The 25,301-nt window shown below is 60.9% G+C and carries 19 protein-coding genes; 4 read left to right on the forward strand and 15 right to left on the reverse strand.

Features of this window, described 5'->3' with window-relative positions; genetic code table 11:
• Positions 1 to 18: 18 nt before the first annotated feature.
• Positions 19 to 822, forward strand: a complete 804-nt coding sequence (locus U862_RS0109865) for a hypothetical protein (RefSeq protein ID WP_025110253.1) — start codon at positions 19 to 21, stop codon at positions 820 to 822.
• A 164-nt stretch (positions 823 to 986) separates the two neighbouring features.
• A complete protein-coding gene (locus tag U862_RS0109870; RefSeq protein ID WP_025110254.1) occupies positions 987 to 1,424 on the forward strand; it encodes a hypothetical protein in 438 nt (145 codons plus the stop codon).
• Positions 1,425 to 1,528: 104 nt separating this feature from the next.
• Here U862_RS0109870 and U862_RS0109875 read toward each other — a convergent pair whose 3' ends face one another.
• The gene (locus U862_RS0109875) at positions 1,529 to 2,431 is read right to left on the reverse strand and encodes a LysR family transcriptional regulator (RefSeq protein WP_025110255.1); all 903 of its coding nucleotides are present in this window, start codon (positions 2,429 to 2,431) and stop codon (positions 1,529 to 1,531) included.
• Positions 2,432 to 2,549: 118 nt separating this feature from the next.
• On the opposite strand from U862_RS0109875, the gene U862_RS0109880 reads away from it, so the two are divergent.
• Positions 2,550 to 3,824, forward strand: a complete 1,275-nt coding sequence (locus tag U862_RS0109880; RefSeq protein ID WP_025110256.1) for an MFS transporter — start codon at positions 2,550 to 2,552, stop codon at positions 3,822 to 3,824.
• 175 nt (positions 3,825 to 3,999) lie between these two features.
• Here U862_RS0109880 and hemE read toward each other — a convergent pair whose 3' ends face one another.
• From hemE to U862_RS0109935, 11 genes are all read right to left on the reverse strand, one after another.
• Positions 4,000 to 5,067 (reverse strand): uroporphyrinogen decarboxylase, encoded by a 1,068-nt coding sequence (gene hemE / locus U862_RS0109885; protein WP_025110257.1) that lies wholly within the window; start codon positions 5,065 to 5,067, stop codon positions 4,000 to 4,002.
• A gap of 254 nt (positions 5,068 to 5,321) precedes the next feature.
• Positions 5,322 to 6,740, reverse strand: coding sequence for an FAD-dependent oxidoreductase (locus U862_RS0109890; protein WP_007909438.1), 1,419 nt, complete (start codon positions 6,738 to 6,740; stop codon positions 5,322 to 5,324).
• Positions 6,741 to 6,773: 33 nt separating this feature from the next.
• Positions 6,774 to 11,219, reverse strand: a complete 4,446-nt coding sequence (gltB, locus tag U862_RS0109895) for a glutamate synthase large subunit (protein WP_025110258.1) — start codon at positions 11,217 to 11,219, stop codon at positions 6,774 to 6,776.
• Between the two features lie 349 nt (positions 11,220 to 11,568).
• Complete coding sequence (locus U862_RS0109900) at positions 11,569 to 13,155, reverse strand: AAA family ATPase (protein WP_025110259.1); 1,587 nt, start codon at positions 13,153 to 13,155, stop codon at positions 11,569 to 11,571.
• Between the two features lie 10 nt (positions 13,156 to 13,165).
• Positions 13,166 to 14,266, reverse strand: coding sequence for a 3-dehydroquinate synthase (gene aroB, locus U862_RS0109905; protein ID WP_025110260.1), 1,101 nt, complete (start codon positions 14,264 to 14,266; stop codon positions 13,166 to 13,168).
• A gap of 151 nt (positions 14,267 to 14,417) precedes the next feature.
• Positions 14,418 to 14,936, reverse strand: coding sequence for a shikimate kinase AroK (aroK, locus tag U862_RS0109910; protein WP_025110261.1), 519 nt, complete (start codon positions 14,934 to 14,936; stop codon positions 14,418 to 14,420).
• 4 nt (positions 14,937 to 14,940) lie between these two features.
• Entirely contained in the window at positions 14,941 to 17,013 is a 2,073-nt protein-coding gene (gene pilQ / locus U862_RS0109915) for a type IV pilus secretin PilQ (RefSeq protein ID WP_025110262.1), read from the reverse strand.
• 13 nt (positions 17,014 to 17,026) lie between these two features.
• Positions 17,027 to 17,554: a pilus assembly protein PilP gene (locus U862_RS0109920; protein WP_025110263.1), complete on the reverse strand. Its 528-nt coding sequence runs from the start codon at positions 17,552 to 17,554 to the stop codon at positions 17,027 to 17,029.
• Positions 17,551 to 18,174: a type 4a pilus biogenesis protein PilO gene (pilO, locus tag U862_RS0109925; protein WP_025110264.1), complete on the reverse strand. Its 624-nt coding sequence runs from the start codon at positions 18,172 to 18,174 to the stop codon at positions 17,551 to 17,553. The genes U862_RS0109920 and pilO overlap by 4 nt, the downstream gene beginning before the upstream one ends.
• On the reverse strand, positions 18,171 to 18,737 hold the full coding sequence (locus U862_RS0109930; RefSeq protein ID WP_025110265.1) for a PilN domain-containing protein: 567 nt from the start codon (positions 18,735 to 18,737) through the stop codon (positions 18,171 to 18,173). The genes pilO and U862_RS0109930 overlap by 4 nt, the downstream gene beginning before the upstream one ends.
• A complete protein-coding gene (locus tag U862_RS0109935) occupies positions 18,737 to 19,801 on the reverse strand; it encodes a pilus assembly protein PilM (protein WP_025110266.1) in 1,065 nt (354 codons plus the stop codon). The genes U862_RS0109930 and U862_RS0109935 overlap by 1 nt, the downstream gene beginning before the upstream one ends.
• 218 nt (positions 19,802 to 20,019) lie before the next feature.
• Between U862_RS0109935 and U862_RS0109940 the strand changes: the two genes are divergently transcribed.
• Positions 20,020 to 22,464: a penicillin-binding protein 1A gene (locus tag U862_RS0109940; RefSeq protein ID WP_371262570.1), complete on the forward strand. Its 2,445-nt coding sequence runs from the start codon at positions 20,020 to 20,022 to the stop codon at positions 22,462 to 22,464.
• A gap of 268 nt (positions 22,465 to 22,732) precedes the next feature.
• On the opposite strand, the gene U862_RS0109945 is transcribed toward U862_RS0109940, so the two are convergent.
• The 3 genes from U862_RS0109945 to rpmE all read right to left on the reverse strand — a co-directional run bounded on the left by U862_RS0109945 (position 22,733) and on the right by rpmE (position 25,224).
• Positions 22,733 to 24,001, reverse strand: coding sequence for a malic enzyme-like NAD(P)-binding protein (locus U862_RS0109945; protein WP_003220889.1), 1,269 nt, complete (start codon positions 23,999 to 24,001; stop codon positions 22,733 to 22,735).
• Between the two features lie 183 nt (positions 24,002 to 24,184).
• The gene (locus tag U862_RS0109950) at positions 24,185 to 24,967 is read right to left on the reverse strand and encodes a thermonuclease family protein (protein ID WP_029977568.1); all 783 of its coding nucleotides are present in this window, start codon (positions 24,965 to 24,967) and stop codon (positions 24,185 to 24,187) included.
• Between the two features lie 41 nt (positions 24,968 to 25,008).
• Positions 25,009 to 25,224, reverse strand: a complete 216-nt coding sequence (gene rpmE, locus U862_RS0109955) for a 50S ribosomal protein L31 (protein ID WP_025110269.1) — start codon at positions 25,222 to 25,224, stop codon at positions 25,009 to 25,011.
• Between the last annotated feature and the right edge of the window lie 77 nt (positions 25,225 to 25,301).

The raw sequence follows: 25,301 nt of genomic DNA on the forward strand, positions 1-25,301 counted from the left end.
ACGTTTGGAGTGAAGGGAATGACTCAGTTTCACCGCATCGCCGCCCTGTTGGCCCTGGCCTTTGTGCTCGGCGGTTGCACCAGCAAACCGGTGTACAACGCCAAGGAACAGTTCTCGCCCAACTTAGGCTTCACCCAGCAACAGATGAGCCGCGCCATCGTTACCGCGCTCAACGACCGCCAGTGGGTCGTGCAATCGGTACGCCCGGGCATGATCAAGGCCGCGATCACCGTACGCGGTCGCCACCACGCCGAAGTCGACATCCCGTTCAGCCCGACCTCGTTCGAAATCGACTACCGCAGCAGCTATGGCCTGGACGCCAAGGACGGCAAGATCCACGGCAACTACAACCGCTGGGTCAACCGCCTGCGTGACAACGTGCTCAAGGAACTGTCGATCAACCCGGATATCGAGTTCGTCAACGACCTGGGCATCGTCAAGCAAGGCGCCGACGAGCCGACCTACCTGAGCTTTCGCGAAGGCGTCAAACGCGCCACCGACGCCGGCCTGCTGGACGGCAGCGTGAAGTTCTACCTGGCCGGCGAAACCCTGCCCAAACAGGTGCGCACACTCGACACCGTGAGCAGCAGCCGCAAGACCAACGGCTCGAACAAATCCGACGCCGACGCCTGTTACTGGGCGCTGCAATCGGCCCTCGCGACCCTGCAGAACGCCGCGAAAAAAGCCGACGCCAACGCCGTGATCAATATCGCCAGCGTCGACCAGCGCGACCTGTACAAAGACACCGAAAAGTTTCAGTGCCGTGCCGGGCTGGTGGTGTCGAGCGTAGCGTTGCGAGGTGACCTCGCTCACGTCGACTGAACGGCTTGACCTGCATCCTGCAGCCATAAAAAGGGCGCCATTTGGCGCCCTTTTTTTATTCGGCACTACACTGGCTCATACAGCCCTTCACGCTACGCCTGTCAGAACGGCGAGCCCCATCGCTCGAGCACTCGCGGTTCTCTTTCACCGTCAAGGAGATGACCATGCACGTGAAAGCCATGATTGCCGCCACACTCCTTGGGCTTTTGCCCAGCGCCAGCCACGCCACCAATCTGATGTACATGCCGTTCGAGACCGTACTCTCGGACGCGATTCGCGCCGGTCGGCTGGATGGCAGTGTGAAGTTCTATCTGGTCGGCAATGGGCCGCAGGGCACGCAGCGCTTGTTGCGCCGGGACGTGGTCAGCGATCTGAGCACCAACGGCTTCAACAAGAGCGACCACGATTCCTGCGAGTGGGTGTTGCAGTCGAACCTGATCAAGTTGCAGGCCGATGCCAAACGGGTCGGAGCGAATGCGGTGGTCAATATCGTCAGCTATTACGACCAGCATGTGCGCAAGGATTTGAATACCTATGAGTGCCGGGCGGGGATATTTGTCACGCGGGTGGCGTTGAAGGGGGATTTGGTGCGGTTGCCCTGAGGGCCGTGGTGATTGAGCTGACGTCTTCGCGAGCAGGCTCGCTCCCACCCTGAAATACGTTCCCCTGTGGGAGCGAGCCTGCTCGCGATTTGACTGCGCAGCAGTCACGCCTTTGAGGGTTCGACCTTGCGCGTGAGCAACTCGACAAACGCCTTGGCCATCGGCGATTTCTGATCCTTGCGCTGCACCAGCCACACCGCCGTCACCGCTTCGGGATCCAGCAACGGCCGATAGACCACGCCGTCGATGCGCATCCGCTGATACGAGGCCGGCATCACCGAAACACCCAAACCCGCCGCCACCAGACCGATGATGGTCATCGCCTCCCCAGCCTCCTGGGCAAAGTGCGGGCTGAACCCGGCATCACGCGCCAGGCTCAGCAATTGCGCATACAAACCGCTGCCGTAGCTGCGCGGGAAGAACACAAATGGCTCGTGGGCCAGCGCCGCAAGGAACAGGCCCTCCTCCGAGCCCTGCGCCAGCGGATGCTTGGCACTGAGCACCGCGACCAGCGGCTCGCGCATCAACTCGACCACGCTGAGCGAATCCGGCAAGCCCAGCGGACGCATGATGCCGACTTCGATCGACTCATCCACCAGTGCATCCGCCACCATGGTGCTGCTCATTTCGCGCAGGTTCAGGTGCACCGCCGGGAAACGCTGGCGAAAGGCAAAGATCGCCTGGGGAATGGTCGAGTTGAATGGCGCCGACGAGGTGAAGCCAATCTTCAATTCGCCCAGCTCACCCAGTTGCGCACGCCGGGCGACATCTGCAGCTTTGTCGACCTGTGCCAGCACCAGCCGCGCCTCTTCCAGAAACAATCGGCCAGCCTCGCTCAGTTCGACCCGACGATTGGTCCGTTCAAACAACCGTGCGCCGACCTCTTGCTCCAGCGCCTGAATCTGTTGGCTCAGCGGTGGCTGGGAGATGCCCAGCACCTGTGCGGCGCGGCCGAAATGCAGCTCTTCGGCGACGGCGATGAAGTAGCGCAAGTGACGCAATTCCATGGACACCCCATTAGGTCGTTAAAGCTATCAAACAGGTCGAACAATATATTGGATAGAAACATTAGCCAGCTATATGATTTTTTCATTGCCTGCCTGGCCGTGCCCCCCGAGGTCTGAAGTGAAAACAGCTGTCGCGCCCCTTGCCCATGAAGTCCCGCCTGCTGCTGCGGACGATGTGATCGCCGAGCTGCAAGAGATCTACATCGAAAAAGGCACGCCGATGTTCATGCGCACAGTGCTGGCTTTGTTCAGCGGCGGCTTCGCGACCTTTGCCCTGTTGTACTGCGTGCAGCCGATGATGCCGCTGCTGTCTCACGAATACGGGATCAACGCGGCGCAGAGCAGCCTGATCCTCTCCGTGGCAACCGGCATGCTGGCCTTCGGGCTGTTGATCACCGGGCCGATATCCGACCGCATCGGGCGCAAACCGGTGATGGTCGCGGCACTGTTCGCCGCCGCCCTGTGCACCATCGCCAGTTCGATGATGCCGAGCTGGCACGGTGTGCTGATCATGCGCGCGTTGATCGGGCTGTCATTGAGTGGCCTGGCGGCGGTGGCAATGACTTATTTGAGCGAGGAGATCCACCCGCAGCACATCGGTCTGGCGATGGGCCTGTACATCGGCGGCAACGCCATTGGCGGGATGAGCGGGCGCTTGATCACCGGCGTGCTGATCGACTTTGTCAGCTGGCACACGGCGATGCTGGTGATCGGCGGTCTGGCGCTGATCGCGGCAGCGGTGTTCTGGAAGATCCTTCCCGAGTCGCGCAATTTCCGCTCGCGCTCGCTGCACCCGCGCAGCCTGCTCGATGGCTTCACCATGCACTTTCGCGATGCCGGTCTGCCGCTGCTGTTTCTTGAGGCGTTCGTGCTGATGGGCGCGTTCGTCACCTTGTTCAACTACATCGGTTATCGCCTGCTGGCGGCGCCGTACAACCTTGATCAGGTGTTTGTCGGCCTGCTGTCGGTGGTGTACCTGTCGGGTATCTACAGTTCGGCGAAGATCGGTTCGCTGGCGGACAAACTGGGGCGACGCAAGGTGTTGTGGGCGACCATTGCACTGATGTTTGCCGGCCTTGCGCTGACGATGTTTACGCCGCTGCTGCTGGTGATCGTCGGCATGCTGATCTTCACCTTCGGCTTCTTTGGTGCACATTCGGTAGCGAGCAGCTGGATCGGCCGTCGCGCGACCAAGGCCAAGGGGCAGGCCTCATCGTTGTATCTGTTCAGCTATTACGCAGGTTCCAGTATTGCCGGTACGGCGGGTGGAGTGTTCTGGCATCTGGGCGGCTGGAACGGGATTGGCCTGTTCATTGGAGCGCTGTTGCTGGTGGCGCTGCTGGTGGCATTGAAACTGGCGAAGTTACCGCCGCTCGGCGGAGTCAAAGCCTGACAAAAATCCCCTGTGGGAGGGGGCTTGCTCCCGAATGCGGTGAGACAGTCAATGAAGATGGTGCTGAACCACCGCCTTCGGGAGCAAGCCCCCTCCCACAGTTGATCTGTTTTCGGCCCTGGATCGTGCAAACAAAAACGCCCGGCATAGCCGGGCGTTTTTCATTGTGTGGCGATCACTCGTGATACTGCGCCGACAACTCGTGCACCGCACGCAGGAACGCGCCGGCGTGTTCCGGATCAACCTCAGGGGTGATGCCGTGGCCAAGGTTGAACACGTGGCCGCTGCCCTTGCCATAGCTGGCCAGAATGCGACCCACTTCAGTGCGGATCGCTTCAGGTTTGGCGTAGAGCACGGTCGGGTCCATGTTGCCTTGCAGCGCCACCTTGTCGCCAACGCGGGCGCGGGCATTGCCGATGTCGCAGGTCCAGTCCAGGCCCAGTGCATCGGCACCAGCGTCGGCGATGCTTTCCAGCCACAGGCCGCCGTTTTTGGTGAACAGGATCACCGGCACCTTGCGCCCGTCGTGCTCGCGGATCAGGCCGCTGACGATTTTCTTCATGTAGGCCAGCGAGAATTCCTGATACGCCGCCGCCGACAGGTTGCCGCCCCAGGTATCGAAAATCTGCACCGCTTGTGCGCCAGCCATGATCTGGCCGTTGAGGTACGAGGTCACCGACTGCGCCAACTTGTCCAGCAGCAGGTGCATGGCTTGCGGGTTGTCGTAGAGCATCGCCTTGGTCTTGCGGAAGTCTTTCGACGAACCGCCTTCGACCATGTACGTCGCCAAGGTCCATGGGCTGCCGGAGAAACCGATCAGCGGCACACGACCGTTCAGCTCGCGGCGGATGGTGCTGACCGCGTCCATCACGTAACCCAGATCCTTGTGCGGATCAGGGATCGGCAGGGCTTCGATATCCGCCAGAGTGCTGACGACTTTCTTGAAGCGCGGACCTTCACCGGTCTCGAAGTACAGGCCCTGGCCCATGGCATCGGGAATGGTGAGGATGTCGGAAAACAGGATCGCCGCGTCCAGTTGCGGATAGCGGTCGAGCGGTTGCAACGTGACTTCGCAGGCGAACTCCGGATTCATGCACAGGCTCATGAAATCACCGGCGTGGGCACGGCTGGCGCGGTATTCCGGCAAGTAGCGGCCGGCCTGGCGCATCATCCACACCGGGGTGACGTCAACGGGTTGCTTGAGCAGGGCGCGAAGGAAACGGTCGTTCTTCAGGGCAGTCATGTCGGCATCCGGAAAAAAAGTGCGGGCATTTTCTCAGAGCGCGAGGCAAAAGGCACGGATACAGGTCAGCCTTTTGTCTATCGGGTCAATTTATCGCAATGAACACGCGGATTTCAGCAACACCCGGAAACCAATGTGGGAGCGGGCTTGCTCGCGAAAGCAGTGTGTCAGTCAATACATCAGGTGACTGATACAAAGCATTCGCGAGCAAGCCCGCTCCCACAGTTTTATCGCATTCCAAGGCCGGAAAGTGATCAGACCCCCAGGTAATCGAGGATCCCTTCAGCCGCATTGCGGCCTTCGAAGATCGCCGTCACCACCAGGTCGGAACCGCGCACCATGTCACCACCGGCGAAGATTTTCGGGTTGCTGGTCTGGTGCTTGTACTGACCTTGCTCAGGCGCCACGACACGGCCCTGGCTGTCGGTCTGGATCTCGAACTGTTCGAACCACGGCGCCGGGCTCGGACGGAAACCGAACGCGATAACCACGGCATCGGCCGGGATGATCTCTTCGGAACCCGGGATCGGCTCGGGGCTGCGACGGCCACGGGCGTCCGGTTCGCCGAGACGAGTCTCGACCACCTTCACGCCTTCGACCTTGTCTTCACCGACGATCGCGATCGGCTGGCGGTTGTAGAGGAATTTCACGCCTTCTTCCTTGGCGTTCTTCACCTCTTTGCGCGAGCCGGGCATGTTCGCTTCGTCACGACGATAAGCGCAGGTCACCGACTTGGCGCCCTGGCGAATCGAGGTGCGGTTGCAGTCCATCGCCGTGTCGCCGCCGCCGAGTACCACAACCTTTTTGCCTTTCATGTCGACGAAATCTTCCGGCGACTTTTCAAAGCCCAGGTTGCGATTGACGTTGGCGATCAGGAAGTCCAGCGCGTCATAAACGCCCGGCAAGTCCTCACCGGCAAAACCGCCCTTCATGTAGGTGTAAGTGCCCATGCCCATGAACACGGCATCGTATTCGGCAAGCAGTTGCTCCATGGTCACGTCTTTGCCGACTTCGGTATTGAGACGGAACTCGATGCCCATGCCGGTGAAGACTTCGCGACGATTGCTCAGCACGGTCTTTTCCAGCTTGAACTCGGGAATGCCGAAGGTCAGCAGACCGCCGATTTCCGGGTTCTTGTCGAACACCACCGGGGTCACGCCGCCACGCACCAGCACATCGGCACAACCGAGGCCCGCCGGGCCTGCGCCGATGATCGCGACACGCTTGCCAGTCGGTTTGACCTTGGACATGTCCGGGCGCCAGCCCATGGCGAACGCGGTGTCGGTGATGTACTTCTCGACCGAACCGATGGTCACCGCGCCGAAGCCGTCGTTAAGGGTGCAGGCACCCTCGCACAGACGATCCTGCGGGCACACCCGGCCGCAGACTTCCGGCAGGGTGTTGGTCTGGTGCGACAGCTCGGCGGCCTGGAGGATGTTGCCCTCGGCCACCAGCTTCAGCCAGTTGGGAATGAAGTTGTGCACCGGGCACTTCCATTCGCAATACGGGTTGCCGCAACCCAGGCAGCGGTGGGCCTGATCGGCCGACTGCTGGGGTTTGAACGGTTCGTAGATTTCGACGAACTCTTTCTTGCGTTGACGCAACAGTTTCTTCTTCGGATCCTTGCGCCCGACATCGATGAACTGGAAGTCGTTATTCAGACGTTCAGCCATTGTTAAAACCTCATCAAACTCTTCAGGCGCATATCACTGCGGGTTGGCACGAGTGCTGGAAAGCAACGATTTCAGGTTGGCAGCCTTGGGCTTGACCAGCCAGAAACGGCGCAGATAGTCATCGAGGTTTTCGGCGAGTTCACGCCCCCACTCGCTGTCGGTTTCCGCGACGTACTCGTTCAGCACGTTTTGCAGGTGGCTGCGATAGGCTTCCATCGCCTCGCCGCTGATCCGCTGGATTTCCACCAGTTCGTGGTTGACCCGGTCAACGAAGGTGTTGTCCTGATCGAGCACGTAGGCAAAACCACCGGTCATGCCAGAGCCGAAGTTGTAACCGGTCTTGCCCAGAACGCAGACGAAACCACCGGTCATGTACTCGCAGCAGTGATCGCCAGTGCCTTCCACCACCGTGTGGGCACCGGAGTTACGCACGGCGAAACGCTCACCTGCGGTGCCGGCGGCGAACAGCTTGCCGCCCGTCGCGCCATACAGGCAGGTGTTGCCGATGATGGCGCTTTCCTGAGTCTTATAAACGCTGCCTTTCGGCGGCACGATGGTCAGCTTGCCACCGGTCATGCCCTTGCCGACGTAGTCGTTGGCGTCGCCTTCCAGGTACATGTTCAGACCGCCGGCGTTCCACACGCCGAAGCTCTGACCGGCAGTGCCTTTGAAGCGGAAGGTGATCGGCGCTTTCGCCATACCCTGGTTGCCGTGCTTGCGTGCGATTTCGCCGGAGATCCGTGCGCCGATCGAGCGGTCGCAGTTGCAGATGTCCAGGTCGAACTCGGCGCCACTGAGGTCGTTGATCGCCGAGGTCGCCATGTCGACCATTTTCTCGGCCAGCAGGCCCTGGTCGAACGGCGGGTTGCGCTCGACACCGCAGAATTGCGGTTTGTCCGCCGGGATGTGATCGCTGCCCAGCAGCGGGGTCAGATCCAGGTGATTCTGCTTGGCGGTCTGGCCTTCGAGGATTTCCAGCAGATCGGTACGACCGATCAGTTCTTCGAGGGAACGCACGCCGAGCTTGGCCAGCCACTCGCGGGTTTCTTCGGCGACGTAGGTGAAGAAATTCACCACCATGTCGACGGTACCGATGTAGTGATCCTTGCGCAGCTTCTCGTTCTGAGTCGCGACGCCAGTGGCGCAGTTGTTCAGGTGGCAGATACGCAGGTATTTGCAGCCCAGCGCGATCATTGGCGCGGTACCGAAACCGAAGCTTTCAGCGCCGAGGATGGCTGCCTTGATCACGTCGAGGCCGGTTTTCAGGCCGCCGTCGGTCTGCACCCGGACTTTGCCGCGCAGGTCGTTGCCGCGCAGGGTCTGGTGGGTTTCGGCGAGGCCGAGTTCCCACGGTGCACCCGCGTATTTGATCGAGGTCAGCGGCGAAGCACCGGTACCACCGTCGTAGCCGGAGATGGTGATCAAGTCCGCATAGGCCTTGGCCACACCGGCGGCGATGGTGCCGACGCCTGCTTCTGCAACCAGCTTCACCGAAACCAGCGCCTTCGGGTTGACTTGTTTCAGATCGAAAATCAGCTGCGACAAGTCTTCGATCGAGTAGATGTCGTGGTGCGGCGGTGGCGAAATCAGGGTCACGCCCGGCACTGCATAACGCAGCTTGGCGATCAGCCCGTTGACTTTACCGCCTGGCAGTTGCCCGCCCTCGCCCGGCTTGGCACCTTGCGCGACCTTGATCTGCAGCACTTCGGCATTGACCAGGTATTCCGGGGTCACCCCGAAACGGCCAGTCGCGACCTGCTTGATTTTCGAGCTCTTGATGGTGCCGTAACGCGCCGGGTCTTCACCCCCTTCGCCGGAGTTGGAACGCGCACCGAGGCGGTTCATGGCTTCGGCCAAGGCTTCGTGAGCTTCCGGCGACAGTGCGCCCAACGAGATACCGGCGGAGTCGAAGCGCTTGAGCACCGATTCCAGCGGTTCGATTTCACTGATGTCCAACGGCTTGTCGAGAGTCTTGACCTTGAACAGGTCGCGGATCATCGACACCGGACGGTTGTCCACCAGCGAGGTGTATTCCTTGAACTTGGCGTAGTCGCCCTGCTGCACGGCGGCTTGCAGGGTGTTGACCACGTCCGGGTTGTAGGCGTGATATTCGCCACCGTGGACGAACTTCAGCAGACCGCCCTGCTGGATCGGCTTGCGCGGACTCCAGGCTTCGCTAGCCAGTGCTTTCTGTTCGGCTTCGATGTCGACAAAACGCGCACCCTTGATGCGGCTCGGCACGCCACGGAAGCTCAGCTCGCAGACTTCTTCGGACAGGCCGATCGCTTCGAACAGTTGTGCACCGCGGTACGAGGCGATGGTCGAGATGCCCATCTTCGACAGGATCTTCAGCAGACCCTTGGTGATGCCTTTGCGGTAGTTCTTGAACACCTCGTAGAGGTCGCCCAGCACTTCACCGGTACGGATCAGGTCGCCCAGCACTTCGTAGGCCAGGAACGGATACACCGCCGAGGCGCCGAAACCGATCAGCACCGCGAAGTGATGAGGGTCACGGGCGGTCGCGGTTTCAACGAGGATGTTGGAATCGCAACGCAGGCCTTTTTCGGTCAGGCGGTGGTGCACCGCACCGGTGGCCAGGGATGCGTGGATCGGCAGTTTGCCCGGAGCGATATGGCGGTCGCTCAGGACGATCTGGGTCCGACCGGCACGCACGGCCTCTTCAGCCTGATCGGCGACGTTGCGGATCGCCGCTTCCAGACCAACACTTTCCTCGTAGTTGAGGTCGATGATCTGCCGCTCGAAACCCGGGCGGTCGAGGTTCATCAGCGAACGCCACTTGGCCGGGGAAATGACCGGCGAGCTGAGGATCACGCGCGAGGCATGTTCCGGCGACTCCTGGAAGATGTTGCGCTCGGCACCGAGGCAGATTTCCAGCGACATCACGATCGCTTCACGCAACGGGTCGATCGGCGGGTTGGTGACCTGCGCGAACTGCTGGCGGAAGTAGTCGTACGGCGTGCGCACACGCTGGGACAACACGGCCATCGGCGTGTCGTCGCCCATCGAGCCCACGGCCTCGTAGCCTTGCTCGCCGAGCGGACGCAGTACCTGATCGCGCTCTTCGAACGTGACCTGATACATCTTCATGTATTGCTTGAGCTGATCGACGTCGTAAAACGCCGAACCGTGGTCGTTGTCTTCCATGGTCGCCTGGATGCGCAGGGCATTCTTGCGCAGCCATTGCTTGTACGGATGACGGGACTTCAGGCGGTTGTCGATCGCATCGGTGTCGAGGATCTGCCCGGTTTCGGTGTCCACGGCGAAGATCTGGCCAGGGCCGACGCGGCCTTTGGCAATCACGTCCTCGGGTTTGTAGTCCCATACGCCGATTTCCGACGCAAGGGTGATGAAACCGTTGGTGGTGGTGACCCAGCGCGCCGGACGCAGACCGTTACGGTCGAGCAGGCACACCGCGTAGCGACCGTCGGTCATGACCACGCCGGCCGGGCCGTCCCACGGCTCCATGTGCATCGAGTTGTACTCGTAGAACGCACGCAGATCCGGGTCCATGGTTTCGACGTTCTGCCACGCCGGCGGAATGATCATCCGCACACCGCGGAACAGGTCGATGCCACCGGTGACCATCAATTCGAGCATGTTGTCCATGCTCGAGGAGTCGGAACCGACACGGTTGACCAGCGGGCCGAGTTCTTCCAGATCCATCAGATCGTTGGTGAACTTGGTCCGGCGGGCCTGCGCCCAGTTGCGGTTGCCGGTGATGGTGTTGATCTCGCCGTTGTGGGCGAGGAAGCGGAATGGCTGAGCCAGCGGCCATTTCGGCAGGGTGTTGGTGGAGAAGCGCTGGTGGAAAACGCAGATCGCGGTTTGCAGGCGCTCGTCACTCAGGTCCGGATAGAACGCGGCCAGATCGGCCGGCATCATCAGGCCTTTATAGATGATGGTCTTGTGCGAAAAGCTGCAGATGTAGTGGTCGGTATCGGCGGCGTTGGCCACCGACGAACGACGACGGGCGCTGAACAGCTTGACCGCCATGTCCTGATCGCTCAGGCCTTCACCGCCGATGTACACCTGCTCGATTTGCGGCAGGCGCTCAAGCGCCAGGCGGCCGAGGACGCTGGTGTCGATTGGCACCTTGCGCCAGCCGATCAATTGCAGGCCTTCAGCAAGGATCTCGCGGTTCATGTTCTCGCGAGCGGCTTCGGCCTTGGCCGGATCCTGGTTGAAGAAGACCATGCCCACCGCATATTGCTTGGGCAGCTCGACGCTGAAGGTTTCCTGGGCAATGGCGCGCAGGAAGGCATCAGGCTTTTGAATCAGCAGACCGCAACCGTCACCGGTCTTGCCGTCGGCATTAATCCCACCGCGGTGGGTCATGCAGGTCAGGGCCTCAATGGCCGTTTGCAATAGGGTATGACTGGGCTCGCCCTGCATGTGGGCTATCAGGCCGAAACCGCAGTTATCCTTGAATTCATCTGGTTGGTACAGACCTGCTTTCATAGACACTTTCTCACCAGGCTGCCTCTTTTCGAGGCAAATTTCTTTTCAATTCAACCACTTGCATCTCGCGCCGAACGTACGCCGGCTTAGCGGGGGCAAAAGGGTGGTCATTGTACACAGCGACACAGACGCTCACAAATTTGACGACGAAATGTCGCAAATCTATGTCGCATTTGTGAAAGGTTTAAAGCGATATGCTGTGCTAGTCAAAACTTTTTTAATTCTGACTGCAACGACTCAAAGACTACTGTGACGCAGACACCACAAGGCACGCGACCTGGAAGGCAGCGCGCACTCGTAGAAATTTTGAGGTGCTTGGAGAGGCGGCCTGGGTAAGGCCGCCGAATCTTCAGCGAGTTGTTGCCAGTTCCTGTTGGACGCTGGCGACAGTGCGAGGCCAAGGTTTACCAGCCTGAACCTTCGCTGGCAAGGCCTTGATGGCAGAAACGGCTGCATCACGATTGGCGAAGTTGCCGTAGGTGATCACGTAGAGAGGCTTGCCGTTGAGGACTTTCTTGAAATAACGGTACTCACCGCCCTGCTCCTTGACGAAGTTCTGCGCGGTCGCTTCGGAGCTGGTGCCAAGGATCTGCACCACGTAGTTGCTGGTCGGCTGACCGGCGTACCAGCTGCCACCGGCGGCTTTGGCGACGGTAACCGGCTTCTCGGCCGGTTTGGCTGCTACAGCGGGCTTGGCCGGCGCAGGAGCAGGTTTTGCCACTGGAGCCGGCGCAGGTTTGGCGGTAGCGATCTGGGTAGGCGCTGGCGTCGGCTTGGCGGCAGGCACCGGAACCGGGGTCGGCGCCGGACCGGCCGGAACACCTGCCGGCGGTGCGGAGGTGGTGACGGTCGGCGGCGTAGCGCTGGAGCCTTCCAGCGGCACTCCATCGTCGCCCTCGGTGATGCCTCCGGCCGCTTCAGCCAACGGGCCACGCATGACTGGCTGCGAGTTGCCGACCAGCGGCAGCGGCATTGGCTGGGTATTGCCGGCGAACTCGACGTTTGGCGCGCCACCCTTGGCGCCCTGACCCAATGGCAGTTGTGCCTGTTCGTTGGCAGGTGCGCCGGTGGTTGGTGCCTTGTTGCGACCCGGCATCAGCCAGGCGGCGGCGACCGCGACCACAACGACGGCGGAAATCGCCAATACGTGTTTCTTCGGCATGTTGAACCCCATACTTGGACGCTTCACCGCAGAGCGGCTGGCAATCATGACTTCGATCAGAGCATCGCGAGCGACCTGGTTGATGTTGCCAGGCCAACCCTCGGCACTTTCGTGAATATCAGAGATCTGATCCGCGGTGAAAAGTTCGACACCCCGGCCCGCACCTTCGAGCCGTTGGTCGAGGTATTCGCGGGTCTCTTCTTCGGTATACGGCTGCAATTCGATGACGTGGAAGCGTTCTTCCTCGAGGTGCAGCGCCTCCAGTTGAGCGATCAGCGACGACTCACCGAACAGGAACACGTGCGGACGACCTTCCGGTGCACCGGCGCCCAGCGCCATCAGCGCCTCGAGGGCGGACTCGTCGAGCTGCTCGGCGTCGTCCACCAGCAGATAGACTTCCTGACCGGTGAGAGCAAGTTGCACCACCTGCGCCAGAATCGCGCCGACCTCGGCCTGCGCCACGTCCAGCGCCTGGGCGACCTGACGCAGGATGCCAGCAGCATCGCCTGCACCGCGCGCCGACACCACAACGCTCTGTACCGATTGTTTGTTGGTGCTGGCCACCAGCGCCTGGCGCAGCAGGGTCTTGCCGCTGCCTTGCGGACCGGTGACCACCAGCAGCAACTGGCTGTAACGCGCCAGGTGATGCAGTTGCCCCAGCACCGGCTTGCGCTGGGCCGGGAAGAATTTGAAGCCCGGTACCCGCGGAGCGAAAGGGTCGTGACTTAACTGGAAATGGCCGAGGAACGCCTCGTCGGCATGCAAACTAGTCATCGGAATCTTATTAACCTTTAAGCTGAGCCAGAGCGCGGTAATCCGCTCCCAGCGTGGCCTGTAGAACCTCTTTCGGATAATCGGCGGTCACCACCGCTTCGCCCATCCGGCGCAGCAGCACCAGGCGCAGACGACCGTCGATCACTTTTTTATCAATTGCCATATGTTCGAGAAAATCGGCTTCGGTCATCTCTTCCGGCGGAATTACCGGTAGACCGGCACGCTGGAAAAGACGAATGCCGCGATCACGCTCCTGCTCGCTGATCCAGCCCAGACGCGCGGACATTTCCAGCGCCATCACGGTGCCAGCCGCGACCGCCTCACCATGCAACCAGACACCATAGCCCATGTGGGTCTCGATGGCGTGGCCGAAGGTGTGGCCCAGATTGAGCGTGGCGCGTACGCCGGTTTCCTTCTCATCGGCGCCGACCACCGCAGCCTTGGCTGCGCAGGAGCGCTCGATGGCGTAAGTCAGGGCTTTCTGGTCCAGCGCACGCAGGGCATCGACGTTGTCTTCGAGCCAGGTCAGGAACGGCTCATCGCAGATCAGGCCGTACTTGATGACCTCCGCCAGACCGGCCGACAGCTCACGCTCCGGCAGGGTTTTCAGGGACGCGGTATCGATCAGCACCACGTTCGGCTGATAGAACGCGCCGACCATGTTCTTGCCCAGCGGATGGTTGATGCCGGTCTTGCCGCCCACCGACGAATCGACCTGGGACAGCAGCGTGGTCGGAATCTGGATGAAATCGACACCGCGCTGATAGCACGCGGCGGCGAAACCGGCCATGTCACCGATGACCCCGCCACCAAGGGCGATGATCGTGGTGCGGCGGTCATGACGGGCTGTCAGCAGGCCGTCGAAGATCAGTTGCAGGGTTTCCCAGTTCTTGAAGGCTTCGCCGTCCGGCAGCACCACGGAAATCACCGAGAACGGCGCAAGACTCTTGGTCAGACGTTCGAGATAGAGCGGCGCAACGGTCTCGTTGGAGATGATTGCCACCTGCCGCCCGTGGATATGCGGCGCCAGCAGCTCAGGCTGATCCAACAAACCTTCGCCAATATGAATCGGGTAGCTGCGCTCGCCTAGATCGACCTTGAGTGTCTGCATGTGTCCCCACAGTGAAGATGGAAGCAGGCGTCCTGCCTTGAATTATTGGATGTCCGCGACCTTTAGCTGATGTGACGCCGCTCGCACGCCATCCGCCACAACCTCGACGGCTGCGACAGGACGCCGAGGATAGCGCATTTCTGGCGGCGCTTTAACGGGGTGGAAGCTGTGCCAGACGGTCGAGAATGTCGAGCACCACCATGCGCGGCGGCCGTTCGTCGGTTTCCACCACCAGATCGGCGATTTCCCGATAGAGCGGATCACGGATCGCGAGCAGGTCGCGCAGGGTTTTCTCGGGATTGGCGGTGCGCAGCAACGGTCGGTTGCGGTCGCGGGCAGTGCGGCCGACCTGCTGCTCGACGGAAGCGTGCAGATACACCACCCGCCCGCCTTCGTGCAGGGCCTTGCGATTGGCATCGCGCATCACCGCGCCGCCGCCGGTCGCCAGCACCACGCCGTCGAACGCGCACAGCTCGGCGATCATCGCCTGCTCACGGTCACGAAAGCCGGGCTCGCCTTCCTTGTCGAAGATCCACGGGATATTGGCGCCCGTGCGCAGTTCAATTTCCTTGTCGGAATCTTTGAACGGCAGGCGCAGCTCTTTGGCCAGCAACCGGCCGATGGTGCTTTTTCCAGCGCCCATCGGTCCTACAAGAATCAAATTTCGCACAGAATCAACGACTCACAGCAATCGCCTGGTTATTCATGATACGCGGAGTGAGAAATACCAGCAGCTCGGATTTTTTCTCCGAAACCACATCACGCCGGAAAAGGCGGCCAAGATACGGCACATCGCCAAGAAATGGCACCTTATCTACGACCTTGCTTTGAGTATTTGAGAAAACGCCCCCGATCACGATGGTCTCGCCGTCGTTCACCAGCACTTTGGCGTTGACCTCGTTCTTCTTGATCGGCGGTACATCCTGCACCTTGTTCAGGTAGTCCGGCTCGTCCTTGGTGACCTTGACCTCCATGATGATGCGGTTGTCGGGCGTGATCTGCGGCGTCACTTCCAGCGACAGCGACGCCTCCTTGAATGACACCGAAGTCGCGCCGCTGGAGCTGGCTTCCTGATACGGAATCTCGGTGCCCTTGAGGATCTTCGCGGTCTCCTTGTCGGAGGTGACCACTTTCGGCTGGGAGACGATTTCGCCGTTACCGGTTTTCTCCATGGCGGTCAGCTCAAGATCGAGCAGCACGTTGTCGGTGATGAAAGCGATGCCGATCCCGGACGTGTTACCGACCGTGCCCATGTCGACGAACGGCGAGTTGGTGCTGGTGTTGCCCGGTGTGCCAATGGTGGTCGAGGTGCCGTTACTGACCCCGGACGTGTTCCAGTTGCCCTTGTTCTGAATCGAACCGCCCCAGCGCACGCCCAGGCTCTTGTCGTAATCGACGTTGGCCTCGACGATCCGCGCCTCGATCATCACCTGACGCACCGGAATATCCAGTTGCGCCACGATCCGCCGCAGCTCGTCGAGGCGGTCCTGGGTCTGGTAGGCAATGATGTTGTTGGTGCGCTCATCGACCGTGATCGAGCCGCGTTCGTCGATTTTCGCTTCGGCGCTGGTCACCGACTGAAACAACTTGGCGATGTCCGCCGCCTTGGCGTAGTTGACTTGCAGCAGTTCGCGGCGCAGCGGCGCCAGTTCGGCGATCTGTTTCTGCGACTCCAGTTCCTGACGCTCGCGGGCGGCGATTTCGTCGGCCGGCGCTACCAGCAACACGTTGCCGATCTTGCGTTTGTCCAGCCCTTTGGTTTTCAGCGCCAGATCCAGCGCCTGATCCCACGGCACGTTCTGCAGGCGCAAGGTGATCCCGCCCTGCACGGTGTCGCTGGCCACGAGATTGAGGTTGGTGAAATCGGCGATCAGTTGCAGCACCGAGCGCACATCGATGTCCTGGAAATTCAGCGAGAGCTTTTCGCCGCTGTAGCTGTTGCGATCGGCGTTGCGCTTTTGCAGATCGTCGACCGTCATCGGACGAATGCTGACGGTCAGCTTGTTATCGGTCTGGTAGGTCGAATAGTCGAAAGTGCCACTGGGCTCGACGGTGATGACCGCACGATCACCGGTCGCGGCACTGTTGACGAACTGCACCGGGGTGGCGAAGTCCTTGACGTCGAGACGAACCCGCAACCGGTCGGGCAACTGGGTGCGGGCAAAACTGAGGATGATCTTGCCGTCATGCTCCTGGATGTCCGGGGCGATGGTCGGGTCCGACAGATCGATGACCACATTGCCCTCGCCCGCCGTGCCGCGCTGAAAATCGACGCCACGAATGGCCTTGGCGACGGGAGCGTAAGCCTTCGCCGGAGCGGCGGCTGGCCGTGACGCAACAGCGGCCGGACGGGATGCAGCAGGCTTGGTGCCCTGCCCGACCACCACGAACAGATTGTTGCCCTCGACCCGAGAGGTGTAAGGGCTCAGTTGCGTCAGGTTGATGATCAATCGCGTGCGATCGTTGGCCTCGACCACCGTGGCGCTTCGTGCATTGCCACTGCCCAGGTCGCGGGTCTTGCTCGTCAGCTGGCTGGCCACACCCGGCAGATCCAGCGCAATTCGTGCCGGTGATTCGGTGGTGTAGCCCTTGGGCTGCGGGGGCGGGCCGTCGAACGACAGCTTCAACTCGACGCGGTCACCAGGCAACGCCGCCACATCCAGCGCCTTCAGGCTGGCCGCCTGAACCATCGGTGAAAGCAGCGCTATCCATAGCGAAAAACCGAGGGTGGAGAAAATCCTGTTCATTGTTCGACTTCCACTATGAGTGCTCTTTCAAAGGAATGGTGCGCGGACGCTCCAGCCAGGCGCCTTCGCCATCGGGCACGATTTCGACCACATCGACCTGCGTGGCACTGATTGCAACGATGCGACCGTCGTTGCGCCCCAGGTAGTCGCCGACTTTCAACCGATGCACCCCGCCAGCTCCGCGCAGCAGGGCAAAAGAGCCGGTGGCATTGGAGATTGTGCCGACCATTTCAAACTGCTCGATGTTGAAGCCTTCGAGGTATTGCTTGACCCGGCTGGGGTCGGGTTTGACGTTGCGCGCACCGCGCTGCTGAGCGGCCAGATCGACCCGCACCTGACGCGAGAACGGGCTGCGCAAGTTGGCCGCGCTGTAGGTAAACGTGGGGTAGGAGTGGAAAGTCGGCGTCGGCTCAATCCGGCCCGCCGGTCGCAGACGCACTTCGTTCATGTAGGCATCGAGGTCGCTGAACTCATCATTGCTGCCGCAGCCGCTCAGGCCCAGCAACACCATGGATAAGGCGAAATAACGCATCGGGGTCATTTTTCCAGCCCCTTGTCGTTATAGCGGTAAGTCTTGGCGAGGATGCTCATGCGCAGCTTCGTCCCGCCTTCCGGGTTGGCGGGCGCCAGTTCGAAATCGTGCAGCGTGACGATCCGTGGCAACCCGGCGACGCCGCTGACGAAGGTGGCGAGGTCGTGGTAGGCGCCGGTGACGGTGATCTGGATCGGCAGTTCGATGTAGAACGGCTGGGTGACTTCCGGCAGCAGCTTGATTTCTTCGAATTCCAGACCGCTGCCCAGACCGGTGCGGGTGATGTCCTCCAGCAACCCCGGAACTTCGGTGTCGCTGGGCAATTGCCGCAGGAGCACGCCGAAGGAGTTCTCCATTTCCTTCATCTGCTGGGTGTACAGCTCCAGGTTGGCGGCCATGTGCGCCTTGCTGGCGAATTGTTCCTTCAACGTGTCTTCTTCCTGACGCTTGGCTTCAAGCTGGTTTTCCATGTCGCTGATGAAAAAGTTATAGCCAAGCGCCAACACCAGCACTGCCAACAATACCCCGGCGATGGTTTTCACTGCGGCCGGCCAGGAGCCGATGTTGCTGGTGTCCAGGTCGTTGAAATCGATGTTGCGCAAACCCTGCAGCCATTCGGACGGTTTCATTTGTCGCCCTCCACGGCTGCTGGCTGAGTCTGCCGGACGGTCAACTGAAAGACGTTGGCCTGATCCACCTGTCCGGCGGTAGTCGCCTTCACTTCATTGAGACTCGGCGCATCGAACCAATCGGAGGCATCCAGGTTGCGCATCAATTCGGAGACGCGATTGTTCGATTCCGCCGCGCCGCTGATCGACAGCGTCTTGCCAACCAGCTTCACGCTGGTGAAATACACGCCGTCCGGCAGGGTGCGCGCCAGTTGATCGAAGATCCGTCCGCTGATCTGCCGGTTGCCCTGCAGGTCCTGGATGATGCGCATGCGCTCGACCAGTTGCTGGCGCCGCGCCTTGAGCTCGCTGATCTGCCTGATCCGTTCGTCGACCACGGCAATCTGCTTGCCGATGTAGGCGTTGCGTGCCTCCTGCCGCTCGATCGCGGCACTGAAGATCTGATCGGCGATGAACACCGCGCCCACCGATCCGACCAGGACCCCGATCAGGATCAGCAGGAAGCGTTTACGCCGCTCTTCGCGGCGCTCTTCACGCCAGGGGAGAAGGTTGATCCGCGCCATCAGTCGAAACTCCTGAGCGCGAGCCCGCAGGCAATCATCAGGGCCGGCGCGTCACTGGCCAGGGCCCCGGCATTGACCTTGCTGCTCAAGGCCATGTCGGAAAACGGGTTGGCGACCTGGGTCGGAGTGCCCAGGCGTTGCTCGATCAGGCGATCCAGCCCCGGCACCGACGCTGTGCCACCGGCCAACAGGATGTGATCGACGGCGTTGTACTGCCCGGAGGCAAAGAAGAACTGTAATGAGCGCGACACCTGCTGCACCAACGCATCCCGGAACGGCTGCAAGACCTCGCTGACGTAGTCATCCGGCAGACCGCCCTGTTTTTTCGCCAGCCCGGCCTGTTCGACGGTCAAGCCATAGCGGCGCTGGATTTCCTCGGTCAGTTGCCGGCCACCGAACAGTTGCTCGCGGGTATAAATGATGCGGCCGTTGTGCAGCACGCTCAGGGTGGTCATGGTCGCGCCGATGTCGACTACCGCCACCGTCAGGCGCTCCTGCGAGGCCGCCAATTGGGTGGCGAGCAGACCGAAGGAGCGCTCCAGCGCGTAGGCCTCGACATCGACCACCCGCGCGGTCAGCCCGGCCAGCGCCAGCGCCGCCTCGCGGACTTCGACGTTTTCCTTGCGACAGGCGGCCAGCAGCACATTGACCCGCTCCGGGTTGCGCGACGACACACCCTGGACTTCAAAATCGATGGCGACTTCGTCCAGCGGATAGGGGATGTATTGGTCGGCTTCGATCTTGAGCTGGTTTTCCAGCTCGTCATCAGTCAGCCCGGCGTCCATCTCGATGATCTTGGTGATCACCGCAGAACCGGCCACCGCCACCGCCACGCTCTTGAGCCCGGTGCGGGCCTTCACCAGCACCCGTGACAGGGCGTGCCCGACGCCTTCGAGCTCGGCGATGTTCTTTTCGACCACGGCATTGGCCGGCAACGGCTCCACCGCGTAGGCCTCGACCCGGTAGCGGTCGCCCTGGCGGCTCAGTTCCAGCAGCTTCACCGAAGTGGAGCTGATGTCGATCCCCAGTAACGTATTGGTCTTTTTATTGAAGAGTCCCAGCACTACCAATTCCCTATGACTTTCCGTGAGTTACGGACTCTGTAATACGCATTGCGTTCCTTCACCCCGTCTTGACAGAAGCGCAAATGACGCCCCCAGCAGAAAAGTGCTTATAATGCCCAGCGTTTTTTTCCGCTTTTACTGCCGGCCCAGGCTGTTCTGTGTGTTACCGGAACCCTGCCGCCCAATTCATTCTTTGCCCTGGATGTCCAAAAGCCTTGATTCGTCTGCTGAAATTTTTCGGTTGGTCCATCGTCGCCGTTTTCTGCGGACTGCTTTTAGGTCTCAGCGGCGCGTTTCTTTACCTTAGTCCGGGTTTGCCGTCTGTGGAGGCCCTGAGAAGCATTCAGTTGCAGATTCCGCTGCGGGTCTACAGCAGCGACAACAAGTTGATCGCAGAATTTGGCGAAATGCGCCGTACTCCGATCCGTTTCGCCGACATTCCGCCCAATTTCATTAATGCGTTACTAAGTGCTGAAGACGACAACTTTGCCAACCACTATGGCGTCGATCCGAGCAGCCTGATGCGTGCGGCGACCCAACTGGTCAAGAGCGGGCACATCCAGTCCGGCGGCAGCACCATCACCATGCAGGTGGCGAAGAACTTCTTCCTGACCAGCGAACGCAGCTTCTCGCGCAAAACCACGGAAATTCTCCTGGCACTGCAGATCGAACGGCAGCTGACCAAGGACGAGATCCTCGAGCTGTATGTAAACAAGATCTATCTGGGTAATCGCGCCTATGGCATCGAGGCGGCGGCGCAGGTGTATTACGGCAAGTCGATCCGTGACATCAGCCTGGCGCAAATGGCGATGATCGCCGGCCTGCCGAAGGCCCCGTCGCGTTTCAATCCGCTGGCCAACCCGGCACGCAGCAAGGAACGTCGCGACTGGATCCTTGGCCGCATGTACAAGCTCGGCAAGATTTCCGAGGCCGACTACACCACCGCGATCAACGAGCCGCTGAACGCCAGCTATCACGTGCCGACCCCGGAAGTGAACGCGCCGTACATTGCTGAAATGGCCCGTGCCGAAATGGTCGGCCGCTACGGCAGCGACGCCTATACAGAAGGCTTCCGCGTCACCACCACGGTGCCGAGCAACCTGCAGGAAATGGCCAACACCGCCCTGCACGAAGGCTTGATGACCTACGACCAGCGTCACGGCTACCGTGGCCCCGAGTCGCGCCTGCCGGGCAAGACTCACGAGGCCTGGGTCAGCGAGCTGACCAAGCAGCGCACCATCAGCAGCCTGGAGCCGGCCATCGTCACCCAGGTCGACAAGAATGGCTTGCAGGTGCTGACCCGCACCGGTGAAGAACACGTCGCCTGGGACACCATGAAATGGGCACGCCCGTTCCTCAACACCAACAGCATGGGCGCCGCACCGCGTCAGCCGTCGGATGTGGCCCAGGTCGGCGATCTGATTCGCGTACAGCGTCAGCCAAACAACTCGCTGAAGTTCAGCCAGATCCCGCAGGCGCAAGGCGCGCTGGTCTCGCTGGATCCGCAGAACGGTGCGATCCGCTCGCTGGTCGGCGGCTTCGCTTTCGAGCAGAGCAACTACAACCGTGCACTGCAGGCCAAACGTCAGCCGGGCTCGAGCTTCAAGCCGTTCGTCTACAGTGCTGCGCTGGACAGCGGCTACACCGCCGCAACCCTGGTCAACGACGCCCCGATCGTGTTCGTCGACGAGTACCTCGATAAAGTCTGGCGACCGAAGAACGACACCAACACATTCCTCGGCCCGATCCGTCTGCGCGAAGCGCTGTACAAGTCGCGCAACCTGGTGTCGATCCGCCTGCTGCAGGCGATGGGCGTGGGCAAGACCATCGACTACATCACCCGCTTCGGCTTCAACAAGCAGGATCTGCCGCCGAACCTGTCGCTGGCACTGGGTACCGCAACCCTGACCCCGATGGAAATCGCCACCGGCTGGAGCGCCTTCGCCAACGGCGGCTTCAAGATCACCCCGTACATCATCGACAAGATCGAAAGCCGGAACGGCGACACGCTGTTCGTCGCCAACCCGCCGACCGTGCCCCAGGGTATCTCGGCCACTGATGGCTTTGCCGCGCCAGCGTCCCAGCCGATCACCGTCAACGCCGCGCCAGTACCGGGTGAAGCTCCGGGCGCTGCTGCAGCGCCACAAGCGCCGGCCGTGGCCGAGCGGATTGTCGATGGCCGCACCACGTACATCCTCAACAGCATGTTGCAGGACGTGATCAAGCTCGGCACCGGTCGCCGCGCGCTGGCCATGGGTCGCAGCGACATCGCCGGCAAGACCGGTACCACCAACGAATCGAAGGATGCGTGGTTCTCCGGCTACAACGCCGATTACGTGACCACCGTGTGGACCGGTTTCGATCAGCCAGAAAGCCTCGGTCGCCGCGAGTTCGGGGGCACCGTGGCGCTGCCGATCTGGATGAACTACATGTCGGCTGCACTGAAGGACAAGCCGCCGCACGTGCAGCCTGAGCCGGAAGGCATCCTCAGCCTGCGGGTAGATCCGGTCAGCGGTCGTGCGGCGACGCCAAGCACGCCTGGCGCCTATTTCGAACTGTTCAAGTCCGAAGACACGCCGCCGTCGGTAAACGAGCTGGGTAACGGCACTGCGCCGGGCAGCCCGCTGCCGGCGGATGAGCAGGCGCCGATCGATCTGTTCTGATCCCGCCCCAGCAAAAAAGCCCCGCCTTCGTGAGAAGTGCGGGGCTTTTTATTGCCTATCGGTTTTGTATGGCCCGGGCCGGCCTCTTCGCGGGCGAGCCCGCTCCCACAGGGTTTTGCAGTGTTCACACACTTCATGTACACCCCCAGATTCCTGTGGGAGCGGGCTTGCTCGCGAAGGGGCACTGAAGAACACCACAAATCACACAGGCACAAAAAAGCCCCGACTCTCACGAGCCGGGGCTTTTCGGTTGAAGCGCTACAACGACTTAGCCGTTGAACACGTCATCCACGCTTTTCAGCGGGTAGTTCTTCGGATACGGCAGGGTGGCCACGCCGGTCTCGATTGCGGCCTTGGCCACAGCGTCGGAGATCAGGGTGATCAGGCGCTTGTCCATTGGCTTCGGAATGATGTACTCACGACCGAATTCCAGTGGCGCACCACCGTAGGCATCGCACACGTCCTGTGGAACAGGCAGCTTGGCCAATTCACGCAGAGCGTTGGCGGCAGCCACTTTCATTTCTTCGTTGATGCGCTTGGCGCGAACGTCCAGGGCACCGCGGAAAATGAACGGGAAGCCCAGTACGTTGTTGACCTGGTTCGGGTAGTCGGAACGACCGGTGGCCATGATCACGTCGCTACGGGTGGCGTGCGCCAGTTCCGGGGAGATTTCCGGATCCGGGTTCGAGCAGGCGAAGACGATCGGGTTGGCCGCCATCGACAGCAGGCCTTCAGCGCTCAGCAGGTTCGGGCCGGACAGACCGACGAACACGTCAGCACCTTTCAGAGCGTCAGCCAGGCTGCGCTTGTCGGTCGCGTGGGCGAACACGGCTTTGTACTGGTTCAGGTCGTCACGGCCGGAGTGGATCACGCCGGTACGGTCAACCATGAAGATGTTTTCGATCTTCGCGCCCATGCTCACCAGCAACTTCATGCAGGAGATGGCCGCAGCGCCAGCGCCGAGGCAGACGATCTTGGCTTCCGGCAGGGTTTTGCCAGCGATTTCCAGAGCGTTGATCATGCCCGCAGCGGTCACGATCGCAGTGCCGTGCTGGTCATCGTGGAATACCGGGATGTCGCACTGCTCGATCAGAGCGCGTTCGATCTCAAAGCACTCAGGTGCCTTGATGTCTTCCAGGTTGATACCACCGAAGGTGATGGAGATGCGTTTCACGGTGTCGATGAAGGCTTGCGGGCTTTCGGAATCGACTTCGATGTCGAACACGTCGATGCCGGCGAAGCGCTTGAACAGCACGCCTTTACCTTCCATCACTGGCTTGGAAGCCAATGGGCCGAGGTTACCCAGGCCCAGAATCGCGGTGCCATCGGAAATGACTGCAACCAGGTTGCCCTTGCCGGTGTATTTGTAGGCCAGTTCAGGATCGCGGGCGATCTCACGTACTGGTTCAGCTACGCCGGGGCTGTAGGCCAGCGACAGGTCGCGGGCGGTAGCAGTGGCCTTGGTGAGCTCGACACTCAGCTTCCCTGGACGAGGATTGGCATGATATTCGAGAGCGGCAGTTTTCAGATCAGACATTTTGGCATTCCGCTTTTTACTGTTGGACAGACTGGTCAGCGAGGATACGCGCCTCGCAAAGTCCCCACAAGACTGAGCAGTCACCCCTGTCAAGCGCCCTGTCCTACGACTTTGGGCCAAGAGCCACGGCGCACAAGGGCTGGACTGTTCACAATCGACAGAAAAAATGTCTACAATTTTTATTCAGCGAGCGCTTTGCAGCATCGATGGATCGGTCAGTGGCAGCAACCAGCGCGACTGCCCCGGTTTCAAGCCGCCCCGGCGCGAACGATCGACGATCCACCCGCGAGCCTCGATCTGCCTGCCCTTCAGCGCCTGCAACCGCGCACTGTCAAATTGTCCGACCAGATTGGGCGCAACACGCAGTACAAGCGAGCCCTGCAACTCGATCCAGATTGCGCCACGATTGCGCTGAACCTTGCTCACACGCCCGCTGATCACCGCGAAACCGGAATCAGCAATCTGCTCCGCTTTCAATACAGGCGACTGGCGCCATAAGCCTCGACCGGCCTGCCGGGCACTGCGTTCGGCAACCTGCTGACAGGCGACAAGATCGACGTTCGGCGCCACCGCCACCTGGAAACCGAGACCGTCGGCGAGCATTTGCGCTTCAAGATTGGCGCCACTGGCACTGTAGACGTGCGCGAGGGTGCGACCGTAATGGTCCTTGGCTTGCTTGCCGGGCAGCAAACCGATCCGTCCGCCGCTGCCTGCTACCAAAGCCTCCAGGCGTTTGCGCGCCGCCACGGCGAATGACTGGTCGCTGCGGCCCTGCTTGCCCAGTTCCGGCGTGTTGAGGCCGATCATGCGCACACTGCGCCCGTCGCTCAGGCGCAAAGTGTCGCCGTCGACCACGCGCTGGACGCTGACGCTGGTCAGGCCGGCAGGCGCCGGGCAAAACGCCTGGGCAGCGGACAGCCAAATCGCGGACACAAAAAAGGCGCCCGCGAGGGACGCCTTTTTCATCAGACCGGAAAAGCCGTAGGAGCTTTCCAGAATGAAGAGCCTTAGGCTTTTTTGCCGAAAGCGCCGAAACGGTCTGCGAACTTCTGAACGCGACCACCGGTGTCCAGAGTCTTCTGCTTACCGGTGTAGAACGGGTGGCATTCGTTGCAAACGTCGATTGGCAGAGCTTTGCCGAAAGTCGAACGAGTTTCGAACTTGTTGCCACAGCTGCAGGTAACAGCAATGACTGGGTAATTCGGGTGGATATCAGCTTTCATGATGTCTTCCTCAGCTAGCGTGCCGCCACCCAACACTATTGTTGAATACCGCACGTAATTAGGCCGCGGATTCTACC

The organism is Pseudomonas sp. H1h, from assembly GCF_000633255.1.
Taxonomy (GTDB): Bacteria; Pseudomonadota; Gammaproteobacteria; order Pseudomonadales; family Pseudomonadaceae; genus Aquipseudomonas.